General features: G+C 61.5%; 20 protein-coding genes. 14 read left to right on the top strand and 6 right to left on the bottom strand.

Going from position 1 to position 22,480, the window contains the following annotated elements:
• Positions 1 to 158 precede the first annotated feature (158 nt).
• From cysM to OC605_RS08545, 5 genes are all read left to right on the top strand, one after another.
• Positions 159 to 1,061, top strand: coding sequence for a cysteine synthase CysM (cysM, locus tag OC605_RS08565; RefSeq protein WP_039757833.1), 903 nt, complete (start codon positions 159 to 161; stop codon positions 1,059 to 1,061).
• Entirely contained in the window at positions 1,061 to 2,437 is a 1,377-nt protein-coding gene (rlmD, locus tag OC605_RS08560; protein ID WP_186567726.1) for a 23S rRNA (uracil(1939)-C(5))-methyltransferase RlmD, read from the top strand. The genes cysM and rlmD overlap by 1 nt, the downstream gene beginning before the upstream one ends.
• A 101-nt stretch (positions 2,438 to 2,538) precedes the next feature.
• Positions 2,539 to 4,782: a GTP diphosphokinase gene (gene relA / locus OC605_RS08555; RefSeq protein ID WP_041479585.1), complete on the top strand. Its 2,244-nt coding sequence runs from the start codon at positions 2,539 to 2,541 to the stop codon at positions 4,780 to 4,782.
• A 130-nt stretch (positions 4,783 to 4,912) separates the two neighbouring features.
• Entirely contained in the window at positions 4,913 to 5,746 is an 834-nt protein-coding gene (mazG, locus tag OC605_RS08550) for a nucleoside triphosphate pyrophosphohydrolase (protein ID WP_024013963.1), read from the top strand.
• A 26-nt stretch (positions 5,747 to 5,772) separates the two neighbouring features.
• Positions 5,773 to 6,315: a DUF2058 domain-containing protein gene (locus tag OC605_RS08545; protein WP_016773645.1), complete on the top strand. Its 543-nt coding sequence runs from the start codon at positions 5,773 to 5,775 to the stop codon at positions 6,313 to 6,315.
• A 68-nt stretch (positions 6,316 to 6,383) separates the two neighbouring features.
• Here the strand turns inward: OC605_RS08545 and OC605_RS08540 are convergent, their stop codons facing one another.
• From OC605_RS08540 to OC605_RS08515, 6 genes are all read right to left on the bottom strand, one after another.
• Positions 6,384 to 6,572, bottom strand: a complete 189-nt coding sequence (locus OC605_RS08540) for a hypothetical protein (protein ID WP_262136681.1) — start codon at positions 6,570 to 6,572, stop codon at positions 6,384 to 6,386.
• Between the two features lie 417 nt (positions 6,573 to 6,989).
• Positions 6,990 to 8,210: a beta-ketoacyl-ACP synthase I gene (gene fabB, locus OC605_RS08535; RefSeq protein WP_016773647.1), complete on the bottom strand. Its 1,221-nt coding sequence runs from the start codon at positions 8,208 to 8,210 to the stop codon at positions 6,990 to 6,992.
• An 11-nt stretch (positions 8,211 to 8,221) separates the two neighbouring features.
• Entirely contained in the window at positions 8,222 to 8,737 is a 516-nt protein-coding gene (gene fabA, locus OC605_RS08530) for a 3-hydroxyacyl-[acyl-carrier-protein] dehydratase FabA (protein ID WP_133340714.1), read from the bottom strand.
• 247 nt (positions 8,738 to 8,984) lie between these two features.
• Complete coding sequence (locus OC605_RS08525; protein WP_110646680.1) at positions 8,985 to 10,889, bottom strand: ATP-binding protein; 1,905 nt, start codon at positions 10,887 to 10,889, stop codon at positions 8,985 to 8,987.
• Positions 10,886 to 11,818: an ABC transporter substrate-binding protein gene (locus tag OC605_RS08520; RefSeq protein WP_262136680.1), complete on the bottom strand. Its 933-nt coding sequence runs from the start codon at positions 11,816 to 11,818 to the stop codon at positions 10,886 to 10,888. Before OC605_RS08520 ends, OC605_RS08525 begins: the two co-directional genes overlap by 4 nt.
• A gap of 1 nt (position 11,819) precedes the next feature.
• Positions 11,820 to 13,943: a TonB-dependent receptor plug domain-containing protein gene (locus OC605_RS08515; RefSeq protein ID WP_262136679.1), complete on the bottom strand. Its 2,124-nt coding sequence runs from the start codon at positions 13,941 to 13,943 to the stop codon at positions 11,820 to 11,822.
• Positions 13,944 to 14,140: 197 nt separating this feature from the next.
• Here OC605_RS08515 and OC605_RS08510 point away from each other — a divergent pair, with 197 nt between their 5' ends.
• The 9 genes from OC605_RS08510 (at position 14,141) to OC605_RS08470 (ending at position 22,330) form a co-directional block, all read left to right on the top strand.
• Positions 14,141 to 15,166 carry an NAD(P)H-dependent glycerol-3-phosphate dehydrogenase gene (locus OC605_RS08510; RefSeq protein WP_024013958.1) on the top strand — a complete coding sequence of 342 codons (1,026 nt, stop codon included), beginning with the start codon at positions 14,141 to 14,143 and terminating at the stop codon, positions 15,164 to 15,166.
• A 30-nt stretch (positions 15,167 to 15,196) separates the two neighbouring features.
• Positions 15,197 to 15,544 carry a DUF4389 domain-containing protein gene (locus OC605_RS08505; RefSeq protein WP_016773653.1) on the top strand — a complete coding sequence of 116 codons (348 nt, stop codon included), beginning with the start codon at positions 15,197 to 15,199 and terminating at the stop codon, positions 15,542 to 15,544.
• A complete protein-coding gene (gene sixA / locus OC605_RS08500) occupies positions 15,541 to 15,993 on the top strand; it encodes a phosphohistidine phosphatase SixA (RefSeq protein WP_262136678.1) in 453 nt (150 codons plus the stop codon). Before OC605_RS08505 ends, sixA begins: the two co-directional genes overlap by 4 nt.
• 204 nt (positions 15,994 to 16,197) lie before the next feature.
• Complete coding sequence (locus OC605_RS08495) at positions 16,198 to 17,853, top strand: AMP-binding protein (RefSeq protein WP_262136677.1); 1,656 nt, start codon at positions 16,198 to 16,200, stop codon at positions 17,851 to 17,853.
• A gap of 31 nt (positions 17,854 to 17,884) precedes the next feature.
• Positions 17,885 to 18,328 (top strand): hotdog fold thioesterase, encoded by a 444-nt coding sequence (locus OC605_RS08490; protein ID WP_016773655.1) that lies wholly within the window; start codon positions 17,885 to 17,887, stop codon positions 18,326 to 18,328.
• Between the two features lie 312 nt (positions 18,329 to 18,640).
• The gene (locus OC605_RS08485) at positions 18,641 to 19,447 is read left to right on the top strand and encodes an alpha/beta fold hydrolase (protein ID WP_016773656.1); all 807 of its coding nucleotides are present in this window, start codon (positions 18,641 to 18,643) and stop codon (positions 19,445 to 19,447) included.
• Positions 19,444 to 20,298, top strand: coding sequence for an alpha/beta hydrolase (locus OC605_RS08480; protein WP_133340768.1), 855 nt, complete (start codon positions 19,444 to 19,446; stop codon positions 20,296 to 20,298). Before OC605_RS08485 ends, OC605_RS08480 begins: the two co-directional genes overlap by 4 nt.
• A 115-nt stretch (positions 20,299 to 20,413) precedes the next feature.
• Positions 20,414 to 21,220, top strand: coding sequence for a DUF4892 domain-containing protein (locus OC605_RS08475; protein WP_262136869.1), 807 nt, complete (start codon positions 20,414 to 20,416; stop codon positions 21,218 to 21,220).
• Positions 21,221 to 21,289: 69 nt separating this feature from the next.
• Positions 21,290 to 22,330 carry an AI-2E family transporter gene (locus tag OC605_RS08470; protein WP_024013952.1) on the top strand — a complete coding sequence of 347 codons (1,041 nt, stop codon included), beginning with the start codon at positions 21,290 to 21,292 and terminating at the stop codon, positions 22,328 to 22,330.
• Positions 22,331 to 22,480: the final 150 nt, after the last annotated feature.

The following is a 22,480-nucleotide window of genomic DNA, read 5'->3' as shown; positions in this document are numbered from 1 at the left end:
CACGAGAACTGAGTGTTGCGCAAATAAAAGTCGCACCACTGGCGCGACTTTTATTCGCTTATTCCCATAAACCATAAGCACCGCACTTTGCGTGATATGGCCTGCGCGGGTTTGCCGGTATGATAGGCGCCCCCGCACGTCTGGATTGCGAATACGCCATGACCCTGCAGTACCCAACCATCGCCGATTGCGTCGGCAACACGCCGCTGGTGCGTTTGCAGCGCCTGCCCGGCGCCACCAGCAACACCCTTTTGCTCAAGCTCGAAGGGAACAACCCGGCGGGTTCGGTCAAGGACCGCCCGGCGTTGTCGATGATCACTCGCGCCGAGTTGCGCGGGCAGATCAATCCCGGCGATACGCTGATCGAGGCGACCTCCGGCAACACCGGCATCGCGCTGGCGATGGCCGCTGCGATCAAGGGTTACAAGATGATCCTGATCATGCCGGACAACTCCAGTGCCGAGCGCAAGGCAGCGATGACCGCGTATGGCGCCGAGCTGATTCTGGTGACTCAGGAAGAGGGCATGGAAGGCGCCCGCGATCTGGCTCAGCGTATGGAAGCCGAAGGCCGAGGCAAGGTGCTCGACCAGTTCGCCAATGGCGACAACCCCGAAGCGCACTACACCACCACCGGCCCGGAAATCTGGCGTCAGACCCAGGGCAGCATCACCCATTTCGTCAGTTCGATGGGCACCACCGGCACCATCATGGGCGTGTCGCGCTACCTCAAAGAGCAGAGCGACAGCGTGCAGATCGTCGGTCTGCAACCGATGGAAGGCTCGGCCATTCCCGGCATCCGCCGCTGGCCGCAGGAATACCTGCCGAAGATTTATCAGGCTGACCGCGTCGATCGCATCGTCGACATGGCGCAAAGCGAAGCCGAAGACGTTACCCGGCGCCTGGCCCGCGAAGAAGGCATCTTCTGCGGCGTGTCCTCGGGCGGTGCGGTGGCAGCGATGCTGCGCTTGTCCAAAGAAGTTGAAAACGCGGTGATCGTCGCGATCATCTGCGACCGTGGCGACCGTTACCTGTCGACCGGCATTTTCGACGCGCCGAACTGATGGCCAAACACGAGAGAGGCCTGCGCTTCCAGCCCACCGGCGGCAGCAAGGCGCCACAGATCCCGACCGGCAAAAAGCAGCGCTTGAGTATCGAGCGCCTGGCCAATGACGGTCGCGGTATCGCGTTTTTTGAAGGCAAAACCTGGTTCGTCCTCGGCGCCCTTGCCGGTGAAGAGGTCGAAGCACGAGTGCTCGGCGCCCACGGCAAAGTGGTCGAGGCGCGTACCGAGCGCGTGTTCAAAGCCAGCGAGTTGCGGCGCCCGGCAGCATGCCCACACTTCGGCCGCTGTGGCGGTTGCAGCGTTCAGCACTTGCCCCACGCTGAACAACTCGCCCTGAAACAGCGCATGCTCGCCGAGCAATTGTCGCGGGTGGCTGGTGTCGAACCTGAAGAGTGGGCAGCGCCGCTGACCGGCCCGGAATTCGGTTACCGTCGGCGTGCGCGCATCGCCGTGCGCTGGGACATGAAGGCAAAAAAACTCGAAGTCGGTTTCCGCGCTGCCGGCAGTCAGGACATCGTCGCGATCAGCGAATGCCCGGTGCTGGTACAGCCCTTGCAGCCGATCATGACCCGTTTGCCGGAGATGCTGCGGCGCCTGAGCAAACCGCAGGCGCTGGGCCATGTCGAGTTGTTCAGCGGCTCATCACTGGCGGTATTGCTGCGGCACATGGCGCCGTTGTCCGAAGCGGATCTGACGATTCTCAAGGATTTCTGCCAGTTCCATGAGGCGCAATTGTGGCTGCATGGCGAAGGTGAACCGCAACCGGTCGAGGCCGGTCAGAGCCTCGGTTATCGCCTGGAACAGTGGGGTCTCGAGCTGGCGTACCGGCCGGGAGACTTCGTTCAGGTCAACGCCGGGGTCAACGAAGCGATGATTGCGCAGGCGCTGGACTGGCTGAAGCCAACGGCTGACGAACGCGTACTTGACCTGTTTTGCGGGTTGGGCAATTTCGCCCTGCCGCTGGCCAGGAGCGTCCGTGAAGTGGTCGCGGTGGAGGGCGTGCAGACCATGGTCGAGCGGGCCGCTGCCAACGCCGTCAGTAACAATTTGCATAACACAAAGTTTTTTCAAGCCGATTTATCCCAGCCTTTGAGCGATGCCCAGTGGATCGGAAACGGCTTTTCTGCGGTACTCTTGGACCCACCGCGTGACGGTGCTTTCGAGGTGGTGCGCAAGCTCGCGACCCTGGGTGCCAGGCGGTTGGTATATGTGTCGTGCAACCCGGCCACGCTGGCGCGCGACACGCAGGAATTGATCAAGCAGGGCTACCGGTTAAAACGTGCCGGGATTCTCGATATGTTTCCTCAGACGGCACATGTCGAGGCCATGGCGTTATTTGAAGCGAGCCAGGACGGCTCGTCTGAATCCGCCTGATCTGTCCGCGCAGCGCTCGCCTGAGCCCCGCGAGCGCGAACGGACATTGAGGATCAGCGATTTGACGCATTGAATCTGCGTCGTAGGGAAGGTAAAGCAGCATGGTACAGGTGAGAGCACACCAGCCGATCAACACCGACGGCAGTATCAATCTCGAGGCCTGGCTCGATCACGCGGTCAGTGTCGATCTGGCACTGGATCGCGAGGCCTTGAAAGAAGCCTGCGAGTTCGCTCGCGAGGCCGAACAGCAGTCCAACGCGAAGAAGAATCTGTGGGCCGAAGGCTCCGGCAGTTTCAGCACGGGCCTTGAGATCGCCGAGATCCTCGCCGACCTCAAGCTCGATCAGGATTCGCTGGTCGCCGCCGTTTTGTATCGCGGCGTGCGTGAAGGCCAGATAGAGCTGGCGGCCATCGGCCAGCGCTTCGGTCCGGTAGTGGCCAAGCTGATCGACGGCGTGCAGCGCATGGCGGCCATCAGCGCCAGTCTCAGCCCACGGCAATCGATGGTAATGGGCACGCAAGGGCAGGTCGAGAACCTGCGCAAAATGCTCGTGGCCATGGTCGATGACGTACGCGTTGCGCTGATCAAACTGGCCGAACGCACCTGCGCCATCCGTGCGGTGAAAACCGCCGACGATGAAAAGCGCAACCGCGTCGCTCGCGAAGTCTTCGACATCTATGCGCCACTGGCGCATCGCCTCGGCATCGGTCACATCAAATGGGAGCTGGAGGACTTGTCCTTCCGCTATCTCGAACCCGATCAATACAAGCAGATCGCCAAGTTGCTCCACGAGCGGCGGCTGGACCGCGAGCGTTTCATCAGCGACGTGATGACCCAGCTAAAGGACGAACTGCAGGCCACCGGCGTCGACGCCGACATCAGCGGCCGGGCCAAACACATCTACTCGATCTGGCGCAAAATGCAGCGCAAGGGTCTGGAATTCAGCCAGATCTACGACGTTCGCGCGGTGCGCGTGCTGGTGCCGGAAATGCGCGACTGCTACACCGCGCTCGGCATCGTCCACACCCTGTGGCGGCACATCCCGAAAGAATTCGACGACTACATCGCCAACCCGAAAGAGAACGGCTACCGCTCGCTGCACACGGCGGTGATCGGCCCGGAAGGCAAGGTCCTCGAGGTGCAGATCCGCACCCATTCCATGCACGAGGAGGCCGAACTCGGCGTCTGCGCGCACTGGCGCTACAAGGGCACCGACGTCAAATCCGGCTCGAACCATTACGAAGAGAAAATCTCCTGGCTGCGTCAGGTGCTTGAATGGCACGAAGAGCTGGGTGATATCGGCGGTCTGGCCGAACAGCTGCGCGTCGACATCGAGCCCGATCGGGTTTACATCTTCACTCCCGACGGGCATGCCATCGACTTGCCGAAAGGCGCGACGCCGCTGGACTTCGCCTATCGGGTGCACACCGAAATCGGCCACAACTGCCGGGGCGCGAAGATCAACGGCCGTATCGTGCCGCTGAACTACAGTCTGCAGACCGGCGAGCAGGTCGAGATCATCACCAGCAAACACGGCACGCCGAGCCGCGACTGGCTGAACCCGAACCTCGGTTACGTCACCACCTCGCGGGCGCGGGCGAAGATCGTCCATTGGTTCAAGTTGCAGGCTCGCGATCAGAACGTTGCGGCCGGTAAAACCCTGATCGAGCGCGAACTCAATCGCCTCGGCTTGCCGGCGGTGGATTTCGACAAGTTGGCCGAAAAGGCCAACATGAAAACCGCCGAAGACATGTTCGCCGCCCTCGGTGCCGGCGACCTGCGTCAGGCGCATCTGGTCAACCTTGCGCAGCAATTGGTCGAACCGGAGCGCGGCAACGAGCAACTGGAGCTGATCCCACGCAAGGCCACCGGTTACAAACCGGGCAAGCGCGGCGATATCCAGATCCAGGGCGTCGGCAACCTGATGACGCAAATGGCCGGTTGCTGCCAGCCGCTGCCGGGCGATGCGATTGTCGGTTACATCACCCAGGGCCGTGGCGTGAGCATTCACCGTCAGGACTGCGCCTCGGTGCTGCAACTGGGCGGGCGCGAGCCGGAGCGGATCATTCAGGTCAGCTGGGGCCCGGTGCCGGTGCTCACCTATCCGGTGGACATCATCATCCGCGCCTACGACCGTTCCGGGCTGCTGCGTGACGTCTCGCAGGTGCTGCTCAACGAGCGCATCAACGTGCTGGCGGTCAACACCCGCTCGAACAAGGAAGACAACACCGCGCTGATGTCGCTGACCATCGAGATCCCCGGACTGGATGCGCTCGGGCGGCTGCTGGGGCGGATTTCGCAACTGCCGAACATCATCGAAACCCGGCGTAACCGTACCCCGTGAAGATGACTCTGATCCCATGTGGGAGCTGGCTTGCCAGCGATGCAGACGACTCGGTCTCTCAGGAGAGTCGAGGTGATGCAATCGCTGGCAAGCCAGCTCCCACAGGATTTTGTGGTGAGCCTGATAAATGATGTATTCACTCGAAGACCTGCTCCATCTGATGTCCCGTCTGCGCGATCCGCAGTTCGGTTGTCCGTGGGACATCAAGCAAACCTACGCGACCATCGTCCCGCACACCCTCGAAGAAGCCTATGAAGTGGCCGATGCCATCGAGCGTGGCGATCTCGATCACTTGCAGGGCGAGTTGGGCGATCTGTTGTTTCAGGTGGTGTATTACAGCCAGTTGGCCAAGGAAGAGGGGCGGTTCGAATTCGCCGGGGTGATCGACAGCATCACGCGTAAACTGATCCGCCGTCATCCGCATGTGTTCCCGACGGGTGACCTGTACGCGCCGCTCGACGTGCCGCGCTTGAGCGAAGAGCAGGTCAAGCAGCGCTGGGAAGAGATCAAGGCCGAAGAGCGCGCCGAGAAAGCCTCTGCGCCCGAGCAGTTGTCCTTGCTTGATGATGTGCCGGCCACCTTGCCGGCACTGTCGCGCTCAGCCAAGTTGCAGAAGCGCGCCGGGCAGGTCGGTTTCGACTGGCCGGATGCCTTGCCGGTCCTCGACAAGGTCCGCGAAGAGCTCGATGAAGTGCTCGAAGCCATGTCCGAAAACGATCCGGTGGCGGTGGCCGACGAGATCGGCGATCTGCTGTTTTCCGTGGTCAATCTGGCCCGGCATCTGAAGGTCGATCCGGAAACCGCCTTGCGCGGCGCCAACGGCAAGTTTGAAAGACGTTTCCGTTTTATCGAACAGGCATTGCGCGACACCCACCGTCCCATGGAAGATTGCACCCTCGAAGAGTTGGACGCCCTGTGGGGCGAAGCCAAACGCCAGGAAAAGAATGAGCCCAGCTGCGGCTGAGCCGTTGCCCAAGTGAGTAAGCATTGATGAGCCTTTCCCTTCGCGACCAGTTGCTCAAAGCAGGCCTGGTCAACCAAAAGCAGGCCAAGCAGGTCAGCAAAGACAAGCAGAAGCAACAACGCCTGGCCCACAAAGGCCAGGCCGAGCTGGACGATTCGCAGCAGCGCGCCGCCCAGGAAGCCATGGCCGAGAAGGTCAAGCGCGACCAGGAGCTGAACCGTCAGCAGCAGGAGAAGGCCGAGGCCAAGGCCCGCGCCGCGCAGGTCAAGCAGTTGATCGAAGTCTCGCGTCTGCCCAAGCTGACCACCGAGGATTACTACAACTTTGTCGACGACAAGAAGGTCAAGCGCATCTCGGTCAACACGCTGATGCGCAACAAGCTCAGCAGCGGTTCGCTGGCGATCGTGCACCACAACGGCGGCTATGAAGTGATTCCCCGTGAAGCGGCGCTGAAGATCCAGGAGCGCGACCCGCAGCGCATCGTCCAGCTCAACGTGCAGACCGAAGAGGTCAACGCCGAGGACGATCCGTACGCGGCGTACCAGATCCCTGACGATCTGATGTGGTAAATCCACGGCTGTAACAGCGACGAACCCCGCTCATGGCGGGGTTTGTCGTTTTCAAATGCTGTGTTGTTTCAGGCGGACTTCAGTTCTCTTTGTTGCTCCAGCACTTCCAGTTCAGCCTTGTAGTTATGGGCATCTATTTCGTTGTGGAACATGCCGACCAGCAAGTCTTGTTGATGCACATCCCAGATACGGATACCGGCGGCCAGGCCTTCGTGGGACATGTGTGAATCGTCGCGTTCAGTTACTTTTACAGTCATCTGCTAGCTCCAAATCTCAAGTTACTGCACCAAGGCGTGTGCAGGACTCTGTTATAGGATTTGTTAGTCAGCTAAGTAAACCGCCAATTGGCGCAAGGTGTTGTTGCGGATTTCGCAACAAAGCTGGAGGCCGCGTAAACCGCGACATTCGGTCGCAGGGCGGTAAGTTTCATGACAGAAGTTTCATCTCCAGAACGCTCTGGATCCCTGTCTTTGATCGTTCCCACGCTCCGCGTGGGAATGCCTCTGGGGACGCTCCGCGTCCAGTGACGCGGAGCGTCACGGGCTGCATTCCCACGCGGAGCATGGGAACGATCAACAACACTGACCGGAAGTTTCCCGGCTGATTTCTGCAGACGAAAAAAAAACGCCCCGAACCAGTCGGGGCGTTTTCATGTGCGGCTCAGCGGTGGGGAATTACTTGCCTTCCCAGCGCTTCAGCACCAGCGTGGCGTTGGTGCCGCCAAAGCCGAAGCTGTTGCTCATCACGGTGTTGATGGTGGCGTTCTCGCGGGTCTTGGTCAGCACCGGCAGATCGGCCACTTCCGGGTCGAGCTCGTCGATGTTGGCGGAGCCGGCAATGAAGTTGCCTTCCATCATCAGCATGCAGTAGATCGCTTCGTGCACGCCGGCTGCGCCCAGGGAGTGACCGGACAGGCTCTTGGTCGAGCTGATCGCTGGAGCCTTGTCGCCGAACACTTCACGCACACCTTTCATTTCCGCAACGTCGCCGACCGGAGTCGAAGTGCCGTGGGTGTTCAGGTAGTCGATCGGGGTGTCGACGGTGGACAGCGCCTGCTGCATGCAGCGGATCGCGCCTTCGCCGCTCGGGGCAACCATGTCGTAGCCATCGGACGTTGCGCCGTAGCCAACGATCTCGGCGTAGATCTTCGCGCCACGGGCCAGAGCGTGTTCCAGCTCTTCGACGACAACCATGCCGCCGCCGCCAGCGATGACGAAACCGTCGCGGTCCTTGTCGTACGCGCGGGAAGCTTGTTCCGGGGTATCGTTGCGCTTGCTGGACAGAGCGCCCATCGCGTCGAACAGGAACGACTGGCTCCAGTGCTCTTCTTCACCGCCACCGGCGAAGACGATGTCCTGCTTGCCCATCTGGATCTGTTCCATGGCGGTACCGATGCAGTGAGCACTGGTGGCGCAGGCAGAAGCGATGGAGTAGTTCAGGCCCTTGATCTTGAACGGCGTGGCCAGGCAAGCGGAAACGGTGCTGCTCATGGTCCGCGTTACACGGTACGGGCCAACGCGCTTCACGCCTTTCTCGCGGAGGATGTCCAGCGCTTCCATCTGGTTCAGCGTGGAAGCACCGCCGGAGCCAGCGATCAGGCCGGTACGCGGGTTGGACACCTGCTCTTCGGTCAGGCCGGAGTCAGTGATGGCGTCTTTCATGGCCAGGTAGGCGTAAGCCGCTGCATGACCGACGAAGCGATAGATCTTGCGATCGATCAGCTCTTCAAGGTTGAGGTCGATGGAGCCGGAAACCTGGCTACGCAGACCCATTTCAGCATATTCCGGGTTGAACCGGATGCCAGGGCGGCTTGCACGCAGGTTAGCGGAGACGGTCTCTTTGTCATTGCCCAGGCACGAAACGATGCCCAGACCAGTGATAACGACGCGGCGCATGCGAATAACCCTTAGAAGTTGTCAGTGGAGGTGAACACGCCGACGCGCAGGCCTTCGGCGGTGTAGATTTCGCGTCCGTCGACACTGACCGAACCATCGGCGATGGCCATGTTCAGCTTGCCCTTGAGGACGCGTTTGATATGAATGTTGTAAGTGACTTTCCTGGCGGTCGGCAGCACCTGGCCGAAGAATTTCACTTCGCCCGAACCCAGCGCACGGCCGCGGCCCGGCAGACCTTGCCAGCCCAGGAAGAAACCGACCAGTTGCCACATGGCATCCAGACCCAGGCAGCCCGGCATCACCGGATCGCCTTCGAAATGGCAGGCGAAGAACCACAGGTCAGGGTTGATATCCAGCTCGGCGACCAATTCACCTTTGCCGTACTTGCCGCCTTCTTCGCTGATATGGGTGATGCGATCCACCATCAGCATGTTCGGGGCGGGCAGTTGCGCGTTACCTGGGCCGAACAGCTCACCGCGACTGCAGCGCAGCAGGTCTTCCCGAGTAAAGGCGTTTTGTTTGGTCATGCGAGCTCCTCAATAATCCCATGCGGCAGGTGGGGCAGATCTTCCCGACCGTTCAAGGCGTTCATGCCTCGAACCGGCAGCCTACTCATAGACTATTGCGTTGTGGTGAAAGTCACAGCACCAAGGACATGAATGTACACTTGTGCACTGAAATTTTTAATCAAGCCCCTTTTGGGGCTCGTTCGGGTGCCTAAGACTGCCGCACTTTCGCTTTTCACGCCAGTCGCAGATGGTCGAAAGGCCCACACTACGACACCCAGCGCTGCAAAATCTGCTGCAGGTCATTGCGTTTGAACGGCTTGGCCAAGTAATCGTTCATCCCCGCTGCCAGACAGGTTTCGCGATCGCCCTGCAAGGCGTTGGCGGTCAGCGCGATGATCGGCACATCGCGGCGTCCGGGCAGGTCGCGGATCTGCCGCGTGGCCTCGTAGCCGTCGATGATCGGCAGCCGGCAATCCATCAGAATCACTTCGAACTCGCCACCCTCGGCACTGCGCACCGCTTGCGCGCCATCGGTCGCCACGCTGACGGCAAAACCCAGACTGCGCAGCATCGCTTCGATCACGGTCTGGTTGACCGGGTTGTCTTCGACCAGCAACACATGGCGTCCTTCACCCTGACCACTACCGTTCGGCGCTCGCGGCGCGGCCAGCGCTGGCATTGCCTGTTTATACAGTGCCAGCGGGATTTCCAGGGTGAACACCGAGCCACGACCTTCTTCGCTCTGCGCGCGCAACGTACCGCCCATGCGTTCGGCCAGGGTCCGTGCGATCGGCAGACCAAGACCGGTGCCACCGTAACGACGGGAGATCGAACTGTCGGCCTGCTGGAAGGCGTTGAACATCAGCTCCAGACTCTCCGAAGAAATGCCGATGCCGCTGTCGCGCACCGAGCAGGTGAACCAAAGCAGTTCGTGATCCAGCGATTGCCATTGCGCCTCGATGCTGACCCGGCCCTGCTCGGTGAACTTCAAGGCATTGCCGACCAGATTGACCAGAATCTGCCGGATCCGCGTCGGATCGCCCTGCACCTGCAAGCCGCGCATGTCGTCGGGAATGCGCAGATTCAGTGCCAGGCCTCGCTGCACGGCGCTGTGCTGGAACGATTGCGCGCAGGCGCCGATCAGCTCGGCGAGATTGAACGGGATGTGCTCAAGCTCCAGCTCCGAACGCTCGATTCGCGAGAAGTCGAGAATGTCATTGATGACCTTCAGCAGATGTTCGGTCGACTCCGAAGCGAGTGCGGCGTATTCGACTTGCTCCTCGGTCATCTCGGTGGTTTCGAGCAACTGCAACATGCCCAGCACGCCGTTCATGGGCGTGCGCAGTTCATGGCTCATCATCGCCAGAAAATCCGATTTGGCGTTGTTGGCCTTTTCCGCTTCTTCGCGGGTCTGGATCAGCTGCGCCATCGCCTGCTGCTGCTCGCGGCTGGCCTGTTCCAGCGCCTGAGCAAGATTATTGATGTGCTGCGACAGCGCGCCCAGTTCGGTGTCGTCGACAATCGGCAGCGGTGTTTTGTAGTCGCCTTCCTGAATCGCCTTGACCGCATCGCCGATGTCGCGGATGGGCTGCGACAGACTGCCGGCCAAACGACGGGCGACGACGAAGGTGAAGAGCAGGGCGAACAGCGCGAGAATCCCGGCCTTGAACAGGATCTCCTGCTGGCGCTGACTGAACGCATCGTTGGACAGGCCGACGATCACTCGCCCCAGATAATCCTCGCCGGCGGCGCTGTTGCTGACCTTGCCGTCCTGGAAGAAGTCGTTGTGCAAGGCGATCCGCTGCAAACGCACCGGCGCCTGGAACACTTCGACCTGATGCGGGCGGCTGTGGCTATCAGCCGGTTGTTCGACATACACCAAAATCCGGTTGGCGCTGTCCTGCACTTCGAGAAAACGCACGTTGGGCGTGGCGAGTGTCGCCTTGAGCAGGCTTTCCAGCACTTCGTTGTTGCCGGAGATCACCCCGTATTCCGTGGCCGGGGCGAGTTGGTTGGCGATCAGTTGGCCGGTGTGGTTCAGCTCCTGACGCAAATCCTGGATGCGCACGAAGGTAAAGAAGCTGATCAACAGCAACGTCAGCAGCAGCGCCGGGCCGAGGCTGATCAGCTGCGTGCGGGTGTTGATGTCCCAACGGCGACGAAAACTCATGGGCGGCGCTCTCCTTCGGCCAAGGCACTGGCGACAGATGCTTCATTCAGCGGTTCGATGCCTAAGGAACGAGCCACCTGCGCATTACTTGAGACTTTGAAACGAGCGGGATAAAGCGTTCGTGGCCAGGCACTGGTCGGCTGGTCGAGCAAATGATCGAGAATCGCCAGCCAGTCACTCTGGTCGCTGTAGGTGCTGGCGAGGCTGCCCGCGCGAACGAAGGCAATGTTGGGGCCGATCAGCGCAACCTGCCGCGAGTAGCTGCTGAGCAAAAGGTTTTTCGCCGTTTGCGAGTTGTACAGGTCGGGATCGTCGAGGCCGAGCAATACGTCGCTGTTTTTCAGCACCGCTTGCAGCGGACGGCTGTCGTGGGTGTTGTCCCAGCGCTGGCTGACGATGTCCAGATTCAACGGCCGCGCAGCCGCACGCAATTCGTCGAGAAGGAACTCGCCATGCTCATCGAACAACACGCCGACGCGTCGGGCCTGCGGCAGAATCCGTCGGATCAGTTGCAATTGCCGGCTCAGCGGCGGATCGCTCCAGAGCAGACTCAGGCGCGCCGGTTGGGCATCGGCGAAACGCTGGCGCGCCTGCAAGCGGCTGATGCGCAACACCAGCGTCGACGGGCCTTGTGAGTCTTGCAGACGCCAGTCGAGGCTGGGCAGATCGAGCAGGATCAAGCGCAGACTGGCCGGTAATTTGCCCGGTGCCGGCAAACTGGCCAGCGGCTGGAACCGCACATTGTCGGTCGGGCGCAGTTCACTCAGCGCTTGTACGAAGGCCTGCACGCCGGGGCTTTCCTCGGCGCCGGTCAATAGAATATCCGCCGCCTGCACCGCGACGCCGTGCAGCCACGCGGTCATGAACAGGCAGAGCCCGGCCAGCCAGTGACCCAGGGTGGGCGTCTTCCGTGACGGGCCGGTGCGCATCCTAGAACTCCAGCTCGGCACTGAAATACATCACCCGGCGTTCATCGTAATTATTGTCGACGAAGGTGTTCGGCTGATGGTCGAGGCGCTGTTGCAGCACGCCGGCCAATTGCAGCTGAGCTTTGCCAATGGCGATGCGTTTGGCGATGCGCGTGTCGACGCGTTCGAAGCGATAGCCGTTGAGCGCGTTGTCGCCGTAATAGAAGAGGGCGCTGTTCCAGCCATGGCCCCAATTGCGCAGCCAACCGGCGGAACCGCTGTTGCGCGCGGTAAACTGTTGGTCCAGCGGATTGCTCGCCTCGGCGTCGACGAAGGCGTAGGTCAAACGCAAGCGGTCGGCGCTGCTGAGGCGCCAGTCCAGCTGCGTTTCGCTGCCACGAAAGCGCGAGCTGTTGGCGTTGCTGGCGATGTACTGATTGTTGCGCAGCGGCTCGCTGATCATCCCGGTGATTTCGTCGTAGAACAGCTTCACGTCGACAGCCAGTCCGAGTTCGGCGAAGTAACCGTTGTAGCCCAACTCGCGCGAGCGCATGTGTTCCTGATCGAGATCACCGGGGCCACGTGTCTTGACGAAATAGCGCGCCGACGACTGGCCGTAGGCCGAGGGTCGCAGGTTGCTGACCTGATAGCTCCAGTTGACGTTGTTCTCGAACATGTCCGGCGAGCGGATCGCTTCCGAGTACACCGCGCGCAGGCCATGACGCGGGTTGATCAGGTAGTTGACCGCGAAGCGCGGGGTCAGCGAACTGCCGATCAGTTGTGTGTCTTCGAACATCGCCCCGCCCTGCACCAGCCAGTGCTCGGTAGCGCGCCATTCCAGTTGGCCGAAGGCGCGCCAGGTGGTGTCGTCGAGGGTGCCGTTGAAGTAGGTTTCGGAATCGGCGCGGTCGTAGCGGTAATTCAGGCCGCTGACCAGGCGCAGGCTGTCGGACAGGCTGAGGGTGTCCTGCAGCTCGAGGTCGTAGCGCGATTCGCGGGCGCTCTGGTCGATATCGCCGCACAAGGTCTGGCTGGCACCGTTGCGCCATTGTTCGAGCACTTGATTGGCCAGCGCCATTTCCTGCGGCGTGCCGGGTGCCGCGCCGGGGCCGGTGAACTGGTTGATGTTGCGCGCCAGCCGTTCGGTGTAATTCGGGTTGAGCTGCCACAGCTGCGCCAGCTCGGGGCTGAACGATACCTCGGCATCGCAGGCGCGCCAGACTTGCTGGCGATCCCAGTGCTGCGCCGAACCTTGCACATAAAGGCTATGTTCGGGATTGATATCGAGGTTCCAGCGCACCGAACCGGCGTAATCCTTGGCCACCACGTCGGAATTGTTCCCGGCGTCGGTAATCCCCGAGAACACCGGGCGGTAGGTATAAGGTCGCTGATTGCTGCCGTCCTTGGCGTTGAGCTGCCAGTCGAGGCTTTGTCCTTCATTGAGGTCGTGGCTGACCGCCAGGCTCAGACGATTCAAGCGTCGACTGTCGCGATAATCGGCGCCGTTGCGGTCGCTGTCGAAACCGTCGTCTTCCTGGCCGGACAGCGACAGGCGCAGATCACCGCCATCCCACCCGGTGCCCTGACTGGCATAAACGTCGTTGATGCCACGCTGGCCACGGGTGATTTTCAGGCGCGTGCCATGGCTGTCGGCCGGGTGGCGGGTGATGATGTTGATCACCGCCATCAGCGCGTTGGCACCGTAGCTGACCGTGTTCGGGCCGCGAAACACCTCGATCCGGTCAATGTCTTCCATCGCTACCGGGATATCGCTCCAGTCCACCGTCGCCAGGCCGGCGCGGTACACCGAACGGCCATCGATCAACACCTGCATGCGCCGTGCTTCGCTGGCGTTGGTGCCGTGGTAATTCACCGCCGGCTGATTGCCGTTGATGCTGCCAACCATCATCCCCGGCACCAGTCGCAGTAGCTCGCTGATGTCGCGGGCACCGCTGGCGCTGATCAGTTCGCTGTCGAGAACGGTCATGCTCCCGGGCACTTCCGCTGGCGGCTGTTTCAGCCGCGTGGCCGTGAGCACCTGCGGCAGCGTCTGGCTGTCGACGAACAGATCGTCCGCCAGCACCAGCGGGCTGAACAGCAGCGCCAGGAGCAGCGGCGAGCGCGGGGGAGGAGGGCCAGAAAACACGACACAGCCTGCAGAGAGAAGAATTGGCGCGCATGTTAACCGAGGGCGGCGACTTTTCCAGTGACGTTGCAGGCATTTTCCTAGGTTTTATTGGTCTTCTTCCTACAAATGTCGGTAATTGTTGCTGGGGCTGGCCGCCACCGGGTCGCCCCGTATAATGCCCGGCATCGCCACTGGTATGGATTAACGGATTGCATATGACTGAACAGCGCCCGATTGCGGTCCTGGGAGGCGGAAGTTTTGGTACCGCCGTGGCCAATCTGCTGGCCGAGAACGGCCATCAAGTCCTTCAGTGGATGCGTGACCCCGAGCAGGCCGAGGCCATCCGGGTCAACCGCGAAAACCCGCGTTATCTCAAAGGCATCAAGATTCTCCCGGGCGTGACTGCTGTCACCGACCTGCAAGCCACTCTCGATGCCTGCGATCTGTGCTTTGTCGCGCTGCCATCCAGCGCGTTGCGCACGGTACTCGCCGCCCACGCCGAGCGTTTGAGCGGCAAGATGCTGGTCAGCCTGACCAAAGGCATCGAAGCGCAGACCTTCAAGCTGATGAGCCAGATTCTCGAAGAGATCGCCCCGCAGGCGCGCATTGGCGTGTTGTCCGGTCCGAACCTGGCGCGGGAAATCGCCGAGCACGCACTGACCGCCACGGTGGTCGCCAGTGAAGACGAAGAACTGTGCAAAGCGGTGCAAGCCGCCCTGCACGGGCGCACCTTCCGCGTCTACGCCAGCGCCGACCGTTTCGGTGTCGAGCTGGGCGGCGCGTTGAAAAACGTTTACGCGATCATCGCCGGCATGGCGGTGGCATTGGAAATGGGCGAGAACACCAAGAGCATGCTGATCACTCGCGCCTTGGCCGAGATGACCCGCTTTGCGGTGAATCAAGGCGCCAACCCGATGACCTTCCTTGGTCTGGCCGGGGTTGGCGATCTGATCGTCACCTGTTCGTCACCCAAGAGCCGCAACTACCAGGTCGGCTTCGCCCTCGGTCAGGGCTTGAGCCTCGATGAAGCGGTGTCGCGTCTCGGCGAGGTCGCCGAAGGGGTCAACACCCTCAAGGTGCTCAAGGCCAAGTCCCAGGAAGTCGGCGTGTACATGCCGCTGGTCGCCGGGCTGCACGCGATCCTGTTCGAGGGACGCACGCTGGAGCAGGTGATCGGTCTACTGATGCGTGCCGAGCCGAAAACCGACGTCGACTTTATTTCCACCAGCGGTTTCAACTGATTCAGCTGTTACACGGACAGGAAGCAAGCCATGAACGATCCGAAAAGCGAAACCCAGTACGAATCCATCCTCCTGCGGGTGTTGTGGATGATCGTTTATCTGCTGGTCTGGCAAGTCGCGCAGTTCATCCTCGGCGCGGTGGTATTGGTGCAACTGATCTACCGCCTGATCTACGGCGCACCGAGCGCCAGCCTGATGAATTTTGGCGACAGCCTCAGCCAGTTCCTCGCGCAGATTGGCCGCTTCGGCACGTTCCACAGTGACCAGAAGCCCTGGCCGTTCGCCGACTGGCCTGCGCCGCGCACCCCGGAAGGGGAAGCGCCGCACACCGTCGCCCCGGCCGCGCATCCGGTGCGCGATGAGGAGCCCAAGCTATGAAACTGTGGGTATTGCGTCATGGTGAGGCGGTGCCTCACGGCTCGAAAATCGATTCCGAGCGCGAGCTGACCGAGCATGGTCGTAAAGAAGTTCTGCGCAGCGCGGCGCATCTGATGGGCCAGCCGCTGACGGCGATCTACGCCAGCCCTTACGTGCGGGCGCAGCAGACCGCGCAGATCGTGCGCGAGGCATTGGGGTTCGAGCCGGAGATCCGTACGGTCGAGTGGCTGACGCCGGAGAGCGATCCGGACAAGGTCGCCGAGCAATTGGTCGCGGTGAGCAATGTGCTGCTGGTCAGCCACAACCCGTTGGTGGGCAATCTGCTCAGCTATCTGCAGCACGGCGCCGGGCATCCGCCGGAGAAGGTCAGTACAGCGGGGCTGGCGGAGCTTGAGCACAGCGAGCTGCTGATTGGCTCGATGAAGCTCAACAGTCTCAAGCACCCTTAACGCCATATCCCTGTGGGAGCGAGCCTGCTCGCGAAGGCGGCGTGTCATTCACCCTTTTTGGGGCTGACATACTGCATTCGCGAGCAGGCTCGCTCCCACAATGATTTCTGCCAACCCATGAAATTATTTGTTTGAAAATTCCAACCAAGCACTTGCTTGGTTGACTACGCTTGCTCCAGACCAAAAAAAACAGGAGCGAGTCGCATGTCTGCCGCCTTCCGTTTGCCGCTGGACGTGTTCTACGAACGGGAAGCCCGGCACCCGCGCCAGCGCTTTCTGGTGCAGCCCATCGGCGGTGGTCAGGTGGAGACGCTGACGTGGGCCGATGTCGGCCATCAGGCCCGCTGCGCCGCGCACTGGTTGCGGGCGCGGGAGCTGCCGCCCGGCAGCCACATCGCCCTGATCTCGAAAAATTGCGCGCACTGGATCATCGCCGATCTGGCGATCTGGATGGCCGGGCATGTGTCGGTGCCGCTGTACCCCAATCTCACCGCTGAATCCGTGGCGCAGGTGCTGACTCACTCGGAAAGTGCGCTGGCGTTCATCGGCAAGCTTGATGATTGGGCAGGTATGTCCCATGGCGTGCCGACGGGCCTGCCGACCATCAGCCTGCCGCTGCATCCGCCGGGGGACTTCGACTTCAGCTGGGCGGACCTGCAGAGCTGTTCGCCGATCCAGGACGATCCGCGTCCGGCCGCCGAGCAACTGGCGACGATCATCTACACCTCCGGCACCACCGGCCTGCCTAAAGGCGTGATGCACAGTTTCGCCAATCTCGGTTTCGCCACCAGTCGCGGCACACAGCGGTTCGGGCTCAACGAGAACGATCGGCTGCTGTCGTATCTGCCGCTGTGCCACGTCGCCGAGCGCATGTTTGTCGAACTGGCGTCGATCTACACCGGGCAGACCGTGTTCTTTGCCGAAAGCCTCGAGACTTTCATCACCGATCTGCAGCGCGCGCGGCCTACGGCAATGTTCGGCGTGCCGCGTATCTGGACCAAATTCCAGATGGGCGTGTACAGCAAGATCCCGGCGCAGCGCCTGGACTTTCTCCTCGGGCTGCCCTTCATCGGCAAGCGCGTCGGGCACAAAGTGCTGGCCGGGCTCGGCCTGGATGCCTTGCGCGTAGCGTTGTCGGGCGCCGCGCCGGTACCGCAGACCTTGCTCGCCTGGTATCAGAAACTTGGCCTCGATGTGCTGGAGGTGTACGGCATGACCGAGGGCTGCGGCTATTCGCATATCTGCCTGCCGGGGCGATACAAGCAAGGCTGGATTGGCCAGCCGTGCCCGGAAGTCGAGGTGCGCATCGATGAGTCCGGCGAAGTGCAGGTGCGCAGTAAGGCCAACATGCTCGGCTATTTCAAAGAACCGCAGAAAACCGCCGAGACCCTCACCGCAGACGGCTTTCTGCGCACCGGCGACAAGGGCGAGCAGGACAGCGAAGGGCGCCTGCGCCTGACCGGGCGACTCAAGGAAATCTTCAAGACCAGCAAGGGCAAATACGTCGCGCCGGCGCCGATCGAAAATCGTCTGGCGGTGCATTCACGCATCGAACAGGTGTGCGTGGTCGGCGATGGCCTGAGTGCACCGCTGGGGTTGTGCGTGCTGTCCACCGTCAATCAGCAAGAGCCTCGTGCCAGTCTGCACGCCAGCCTAGAAAAGCTGCTGGAAGAGGTCAACGCCGCCCTCGACAAGCACGAACGCCTGCGCCGGCTGGTGGTGGTCAAGGACAACTGGGCGGTGGATAACGGCTTCCTCACGCCGACCCTGAAAATCAAACGCAACGTCATCGAAGACCGCTACGGCGCACGCTTCGAAGAATGGAGCGCGCGCAGCGAGGCGGTGCTGTGGCAGGATTGAGCATCGATTACAACAACAAAGGAAGTCTGTGATGAGCTTGTGGCGTACTACTCCCGACATCGAACAGTTGAACGCAATCCAGAAGAACACCATTGGCGAAGTGCTGGATATTCGCTTCGAAGCCTTCGACGAACAGTCGCTGACCGCGAGCATGGTTATCGACCATCGCACCCATCAGCCTTACGGTCTGCTGCATGGCGGCGCATCGGTGGTGCTGGCGGAAACCGTGGGTTCGATGGCCAGTTATCTGTGCATCGATGCCAGCAAATTCTATTGCGTCGGCCTGGAGATCAACGCCAACCATTTGCGCGGGTTGCGCAGTGGGCGGGTGACGGCGGTAGCCACGCCGATCCATATCGGCCGCACCACGCATGTCTGGGACATCCGTTTGACCAGTGATGAAGGCAAGGCCAGTTGCGTGTCGCGCCTGACCATGGCGGTGGTGCCGCTGGGGGAACAGCCGCCGCTGCGTTGACATTTATCGGGTTCCGTCAGGTCGAGCCCTCACCCCAGCCCTCTCCCAGAGGGAGAGGGGGCCTACCGTGTGGTTTTCGCGATCCTCGTCGACCTGATAAATCGAGTCGAGCTCAGGTCCCGGACACGCCCCCGATCTGCTCCCTTTCCCCTCGCCCCATTGGGGGAGAGGGCTGGGGTGAGGGGGCAGCGGTCTCGCTGATACACATCACCCTGACCGGACTGTCATCATTCCTGGCACTTACAGTCATTGCTGCGACGCCGGCTCTTGCGGACAATCAACGCCACGATTCCCGCTCATGGATTTGCCCGCATGTCGCAACCGATCTTTTTCGCCCACGCCAACGGCTTCCCTTCGGGGACCTATGGCAAGTTGTTCGCGGCGCTGGCGCCGGAGTATCGGGTCGTGCATCTGGAGCAGCACGCCCATGACCCGCGTTTTCCGGCGGACGACAACTGGTACAACCTGGTCGATGAACTGATCCATCACCTGGAGCAGCAAGAACAGCCGGTATGGGGCGTCGGCCACTCCTTTGGCGGTCTGCTGCACTTGCACGCGGCGTTGCGCTGTCCCGAGCTGTATCGCGGCGTGGTGATGCTCGACTCACCGGTGCTGACCCGCACCGATCAGTGGGTTATTCGCGCAGCCAAGCGTTTTGGTTTCATCGACCGGCTGACCCCGGCCGGGCGCACCCTCGGGCGCCGTGAAGAATTCGCCGATCTCGACAGTGCACGCAGTTACTTTTCCGGCAAAACCCTGTTTCGCGGCTTCGATCCGGAATGCTTCGATGCCTACCTGCAACACGGTTTGCATCAGGTCGACGACAAGCTGCGTCTGCGTTTCGACCCGGCCACCGAAATCAGCATTTATCGCGGCGTGCCGCACACCAGTCCGGGGCGCACCCGCCAGTTGCAGGTGCCGCTGGCCATCGTGCGCGGGCACAAGAGCCGCGTGGTCATGCGCCATCACACACGTTTCGTCTCGCGCCTGCCCCAGGGCGAGGCGCTGAGCATGCCTGGCGGGCACATGTTCCCGCTGGAGCGCCCACAAGATACGGCTCGATTGCTAAAGAGCCTGTTCATGCGCTGGGAACAGCGGCAGAACAAGGATTGCGCATGAGCCCGACCTGCGAAGAAGTGCGTCTGAATCTGCCGCACATCGAGTTGGCTGCGCATCTGTTCGGCCCCGAGGACGGCTTGCCGGTGATCGCGTTGCACGGTTGGCTCGACAACGCCAACAGCTTTGCTCGGCTGGCGCCGAAGCTCCACGGTTTGCGTATCGTCGCGCTGGACATGGCCGGCCACGGTCATTCCGCTCATCGGCCAAGCGGCGCCGGTTATGCCCTGTGGGACTACGCCCATGATGTGCTGCAAGTCGCCGAGCAGCTGGGCTGGAAGCGTTTCGGCCTGCTCGGGCATTCGATGGGCGCGATTGTCTCGATGGTGCTGGCCGGTTCGCTGCCCGAGCGCATCAGTCATCTGGCGCTCATTGATGGCGTGATTCCTCCGACAGACAAAGGCGAAAACGCCGCCGAGCGCATGGGCATGGCCCTACAGGCGCAACTTGATCTGCGCGAAAAGCGCAAACCGGTCTATACCACCCTCGAGCGTGCCATCGAGGCGCGGATGAAAGGCCTGGTGGCAGTCAGTCGCGAGGCCGCCGAACTGTTGGCCCAGCGCGGTTTGATGCCGGTGCCCGGCGGTTACACCTGGCGGACCGACAATCGCCTGACCCTGCCATCGCCGCTGCGCCTGACGGAAGAACAGGCAATGGCGTTTGCCTCGCGCGTCAGTTGCCCGGCGCATCTGGTAGTCGCGGCGGATGGCATGCTGGCCAGGCATCCTGAGTTGCTGGAGCGTCTACCCTTCAGTCACGAACAGTTGCCGGGCGGGCATCATCTGCACCTGAATGACGAGGCTGGCGCAGGTCTTGTAGCAGACTGTTTCAATCGCTTTTTCGCCATGCCTTGACTTGCTACCGGCAACTGCCGAGGCTGGGCGGGTTGAAACAGGAGACAAACTTGATGGATTTCTATACCGCTGCGACCCCGACCAGCCCAGCCATGACCGTCCGGTGAGCCTGACTATGCGGCCACTCAGTCTTTTCGCGCTGTGCTGCTTCAGCTCCTTGTCCTTCGCTGCCGATGTGCCGGGCAGCCAGGATCTGCAAATCGTGCCGCGTCTGGCCGACGCACAGATCGTCGACTATCGCCCGGCGGCCGAGCCGGAGCGCATCTACCCGCTGGGCTCGATCCGCAAGATCAGCGGCCAGTTGCGCTTCGACGGCCAGGTCACCGCCCGCGGCCAGACCACCTCGGTAACCTACGAGTTGCCGCCGGAACATTCCGCCACCGAAGCCTTCACCGCCGCCCGCGAAGCCCTGCAACAGCAGGACGCCGAATTGCTGTTCTGGTGCCAGGCCCGCGATTGCGGCGAAAGCAGCCTGTGGGCCAACGAAGTGTTCGGCAACGCCAAGCTGTATGGCTCTGACGAGCAACAGGCTTATCTGTTGCTCAGGCTGGCGGCGCCAAAGGACAACACGCTGGTGGCGCTTTACAGCATCACTCGCGGCAATCGCAAAGCCTATCTGCATGTCGAACAGTTCGAGGCGACTGCGCCGTTGGGCGAACTGCTGCCGACCTCGGCAACCCTGCTGCGCCAGTTGAAAAGCACCGGCGAGCTGGATTTCCCGAAACTCGCTGATGAGCCGGATGCCACCTGGCTGCGCCTGATTTCCCGTGGCCTGAATCTCGACACGACCTTGCGGGTCACGGTTTCCGGGCCCAAGGCCGAAGCCTGGCGCCAGGCGTTGATCACTCAGGGGGTGCGGGCGGCCCGGGTGGAAACCGGCAATCTCGAAGGCTCTGGCCTGCGCATCGACCTGTTGCGATAAGCTGTGCCGGGCGAGCACGCACGCAGTGTTCGCCTACTCTTTCGCTGACTGACTTTGCCGGGACTTTCCATGCTCAATAACGATCGCCTGCTGGTGCAGATTCTGCTGCTGGTGTTGTTTGGTGCCAGCCTGTGGGTGATGGCGCCGTTCTGGTCGGCGCTGTTCTGGGGCGCGGTGCTGGCGTTCGCCAGTTGGCCGCTGATGCGTTTGCTCACCCGTGCGCTCAATGGCCGCGAATCGCTGGCAGCGTTGATCCTGACACTGGGCTGGATGTTGCTGGTGGCGGCGCCGCTGGTGTGGCTGGGTTTCAATCTTGCCGATCATGTGCGCGATGCCACGGCATTAATCAAGGATGTGCAGGTCGACGGTTTGCCGGAAGCGCCCACCTGGCTTGGTAGCGTGCCTTTGGTTGGTGAGCGACTGGTGGCGATGTGGGACAGCATCGATCAACAGGGCGCGGCGTTGATGGTCTCGATCAAGCCGTATCTGGGCCAGGTCGGTAACTGGCTGCTGGCACGCAGTGCGCAGATCGGCGGCGGGATTCTCGAGCTGACGCTGAGCCTGGTGTTCGTGTTCTTTTTCTACCGTGACGGGCCACGACTGGCGGCGTTTGTGCACAGTCTGCTGCAGCGCTTGATTGGCGATCGTGCCGGTTATTACATCGAATTGGTGGCGGGGACGGTGCAGCGGGTGGTCAACGGTGTGATTGGTACCGCGGCGGCGCAGGCGGTGCTGGCGTTGATCGGCTTTTTCATTGCCGGGGTGCCGGGGGCGCTGGTGCTGGGGATCGTCACGTTTATGCTGAGTCTGATTCCGATGGGGCCACCGCTGGTCTGGGTGCCGGCCACGGCTTGGCTGGTGTGGAAGGGGGAGTACGGGATGGCGATCTTTCTCGGGATCTGGGGGACGTTCATCATCAGTGGCGTGGACAATGTGCTCAAGCCGTATCTGATCAGCCGTGGCGGCAATCTGCCGTTGGTGATTGTGTTGCTCGGGGTGTTTGGCGGGTTGATTGCCTTTGGCTTTATCGGGTTGTTTATTGGGCCTACTTTGTTGGCGGTGGCTTATAGTTTGTTGACGGACTGGAGTAAGAGTCAGGCTCGGGTCTAGGGGGGGGCTTGGCGGCCTTTGGGCCGACCATGCTCTTGGGGTTTTGGGTGTATATCCGTTTCTGCGGGTGTTGCGGCTGGCGGTTCCGCTCTTACAGCGGGGCACTTTTGCAGACGCCCAAAAGTAACCAAAACGCTTTACTCCTGCGTT

The sequence above is a fragment of the Pseudomonas sp. Marseille-Q5117 genome (assembly GCF_946901175.1).
Taxonomy (GTDB): domain Bacteria; phylum Pseudomonadota; class Gammaproteobacteria; order Pseudomonadales; family Pseudomonadaceae; genus Aquipseudomonas; species Aquipseudomonas iranensis.
Note: the sequence above shows the minus strand (reverse complement) of the source record. Positions and strands in the feature narration are given on the sequence as shown.

Bases quoted from the DNA above. Each gene is read 5' to 3' on its own strand.
- OC605_RS08470 (WP_024013952.1), top strand. From the start codon at position 21,290: ATGCTCAATAACGATCGCCTGCTGGTGCAGATTCTGCTGCTGGTGTTG.
- fabA (WP_133340714.1), bottom strand. From the start codon at position 8,737: ATGACCAAACAAAACGCCTTTACTCGGGAAGACCTGCTGCGCTGCAGT.
- OC605_RS08475 (WP_262136869.1), top strand. From the start codon at position 20,414: ATGCGGCCACTCAGTCTTTTCGCGCTGTGCTGCTTCAGCTCCTTGTCC.
- mazG (WP_024013963.1), top strand. From the start codon at position 4,913: ATGTATTCACTCGAAGACCTGCTCCATCTGATGTCCCGTCTGCGCGAT.
- OC605_RS08540 (WP_262136681.1), bottom strand. From the start codon at position 6,572: ATGACTGTAAAAGTAACTGAACGCGACGATTCACACATGTCCCACGAA.
- rlmD (WP_186567726.1), top strand. From the start codon at position 1,061: ATGGCCAAACACGAGAGAGGCCTGCGCTTCCAGCCCACCGGCGGCAGC.
- relA (WP_041479585.1), top strand. From the start codon at position 2,539: ATGGTACAGGTGAGAGCACACCAGCCGATCAACACCGACGGCAGTATC.
- OC605_RS08545 (WP_016773645.1), top strand. From the start codon at position 5,773: ATGAGCCTTTCCCTTCGCGACCAGTTGCTCAAAGCAGGCCTGGTCAAC.
- OC605_RS08505 (WP_016773653.1), top strand. From the start codon at position 15,197: ATGAACGATCCGAAAAGCGAAACCCAGTACGAATCCATCCTCCTGCGG.
- sixA (WP_262136678.1), top strand. From the start codon at position 15,541: ATGAAACTGTGGGTATTGCGTCATGGTGAGGCGGTGCCTCACGGCTCG.
- OC605_RS08495 (WP_262136677.1), top strand. From the start codon at position 16,198: ATGTCTGCCGCCTTCCGTTTGCCGCTGGACGTGTTCTACGAACGGGAA.
- cysM (WP_039757833.1), top strand. From the start codon at position 159: ATGACCCTGCAGTACCCAACCATCGCCGATTGCGTCGGCAACACGCCG.
- OC605_RS08520 (WP_262136680.1), bottom strand. From the start codon at position 11,818: ATGCGCACCGGCCCGTCACGGAAGACGCCCACCCTGGGTCACTGGCTG.
- OC605_RS08485 (WP_016773656.1), top strand. From the start codon at position 18,641: ATGTCGCAACCGATCTTTTTCGCCCACGCCAACGGCTTCCCTTCGGGG.
- OC605_RS08510 (WP_024013958.1), top strand. From the start codon at position 14,141: ATGACTGAACAGCGCCCGATTGCGGTCCTGGGAGGCGGAAGTTTTGGT.
- OC605_RS08490 (WP_016773655.1), top strand. From the start codon at position 17,885: ATGAGCTTGTGGCGTACTACTCCCGACATCGAACAGTTGAACGCAATC.
- fabB (WP_016773647.1), bottom strand. From the start codon at position 8,210: ATGCGCCGCGTCGTTATCACTGGTCTGGGCATCGTTTCGTGCCTGGGC.
- OC605_RS08525 (WP_110646680.1), bottom strand. From the start codon at position 10,889: ATGAGTTTTCGTCGCCGTTGGGACATCAACACCCGCACGCAGCTGATC.
- OC605_RS08480 (WP_133340768.1), top strand. From the start codon at position 19,444: ATGAGCCCGACCTGCGAAGAAGTGCGTCTGAATCTGCCGCACATCGAG.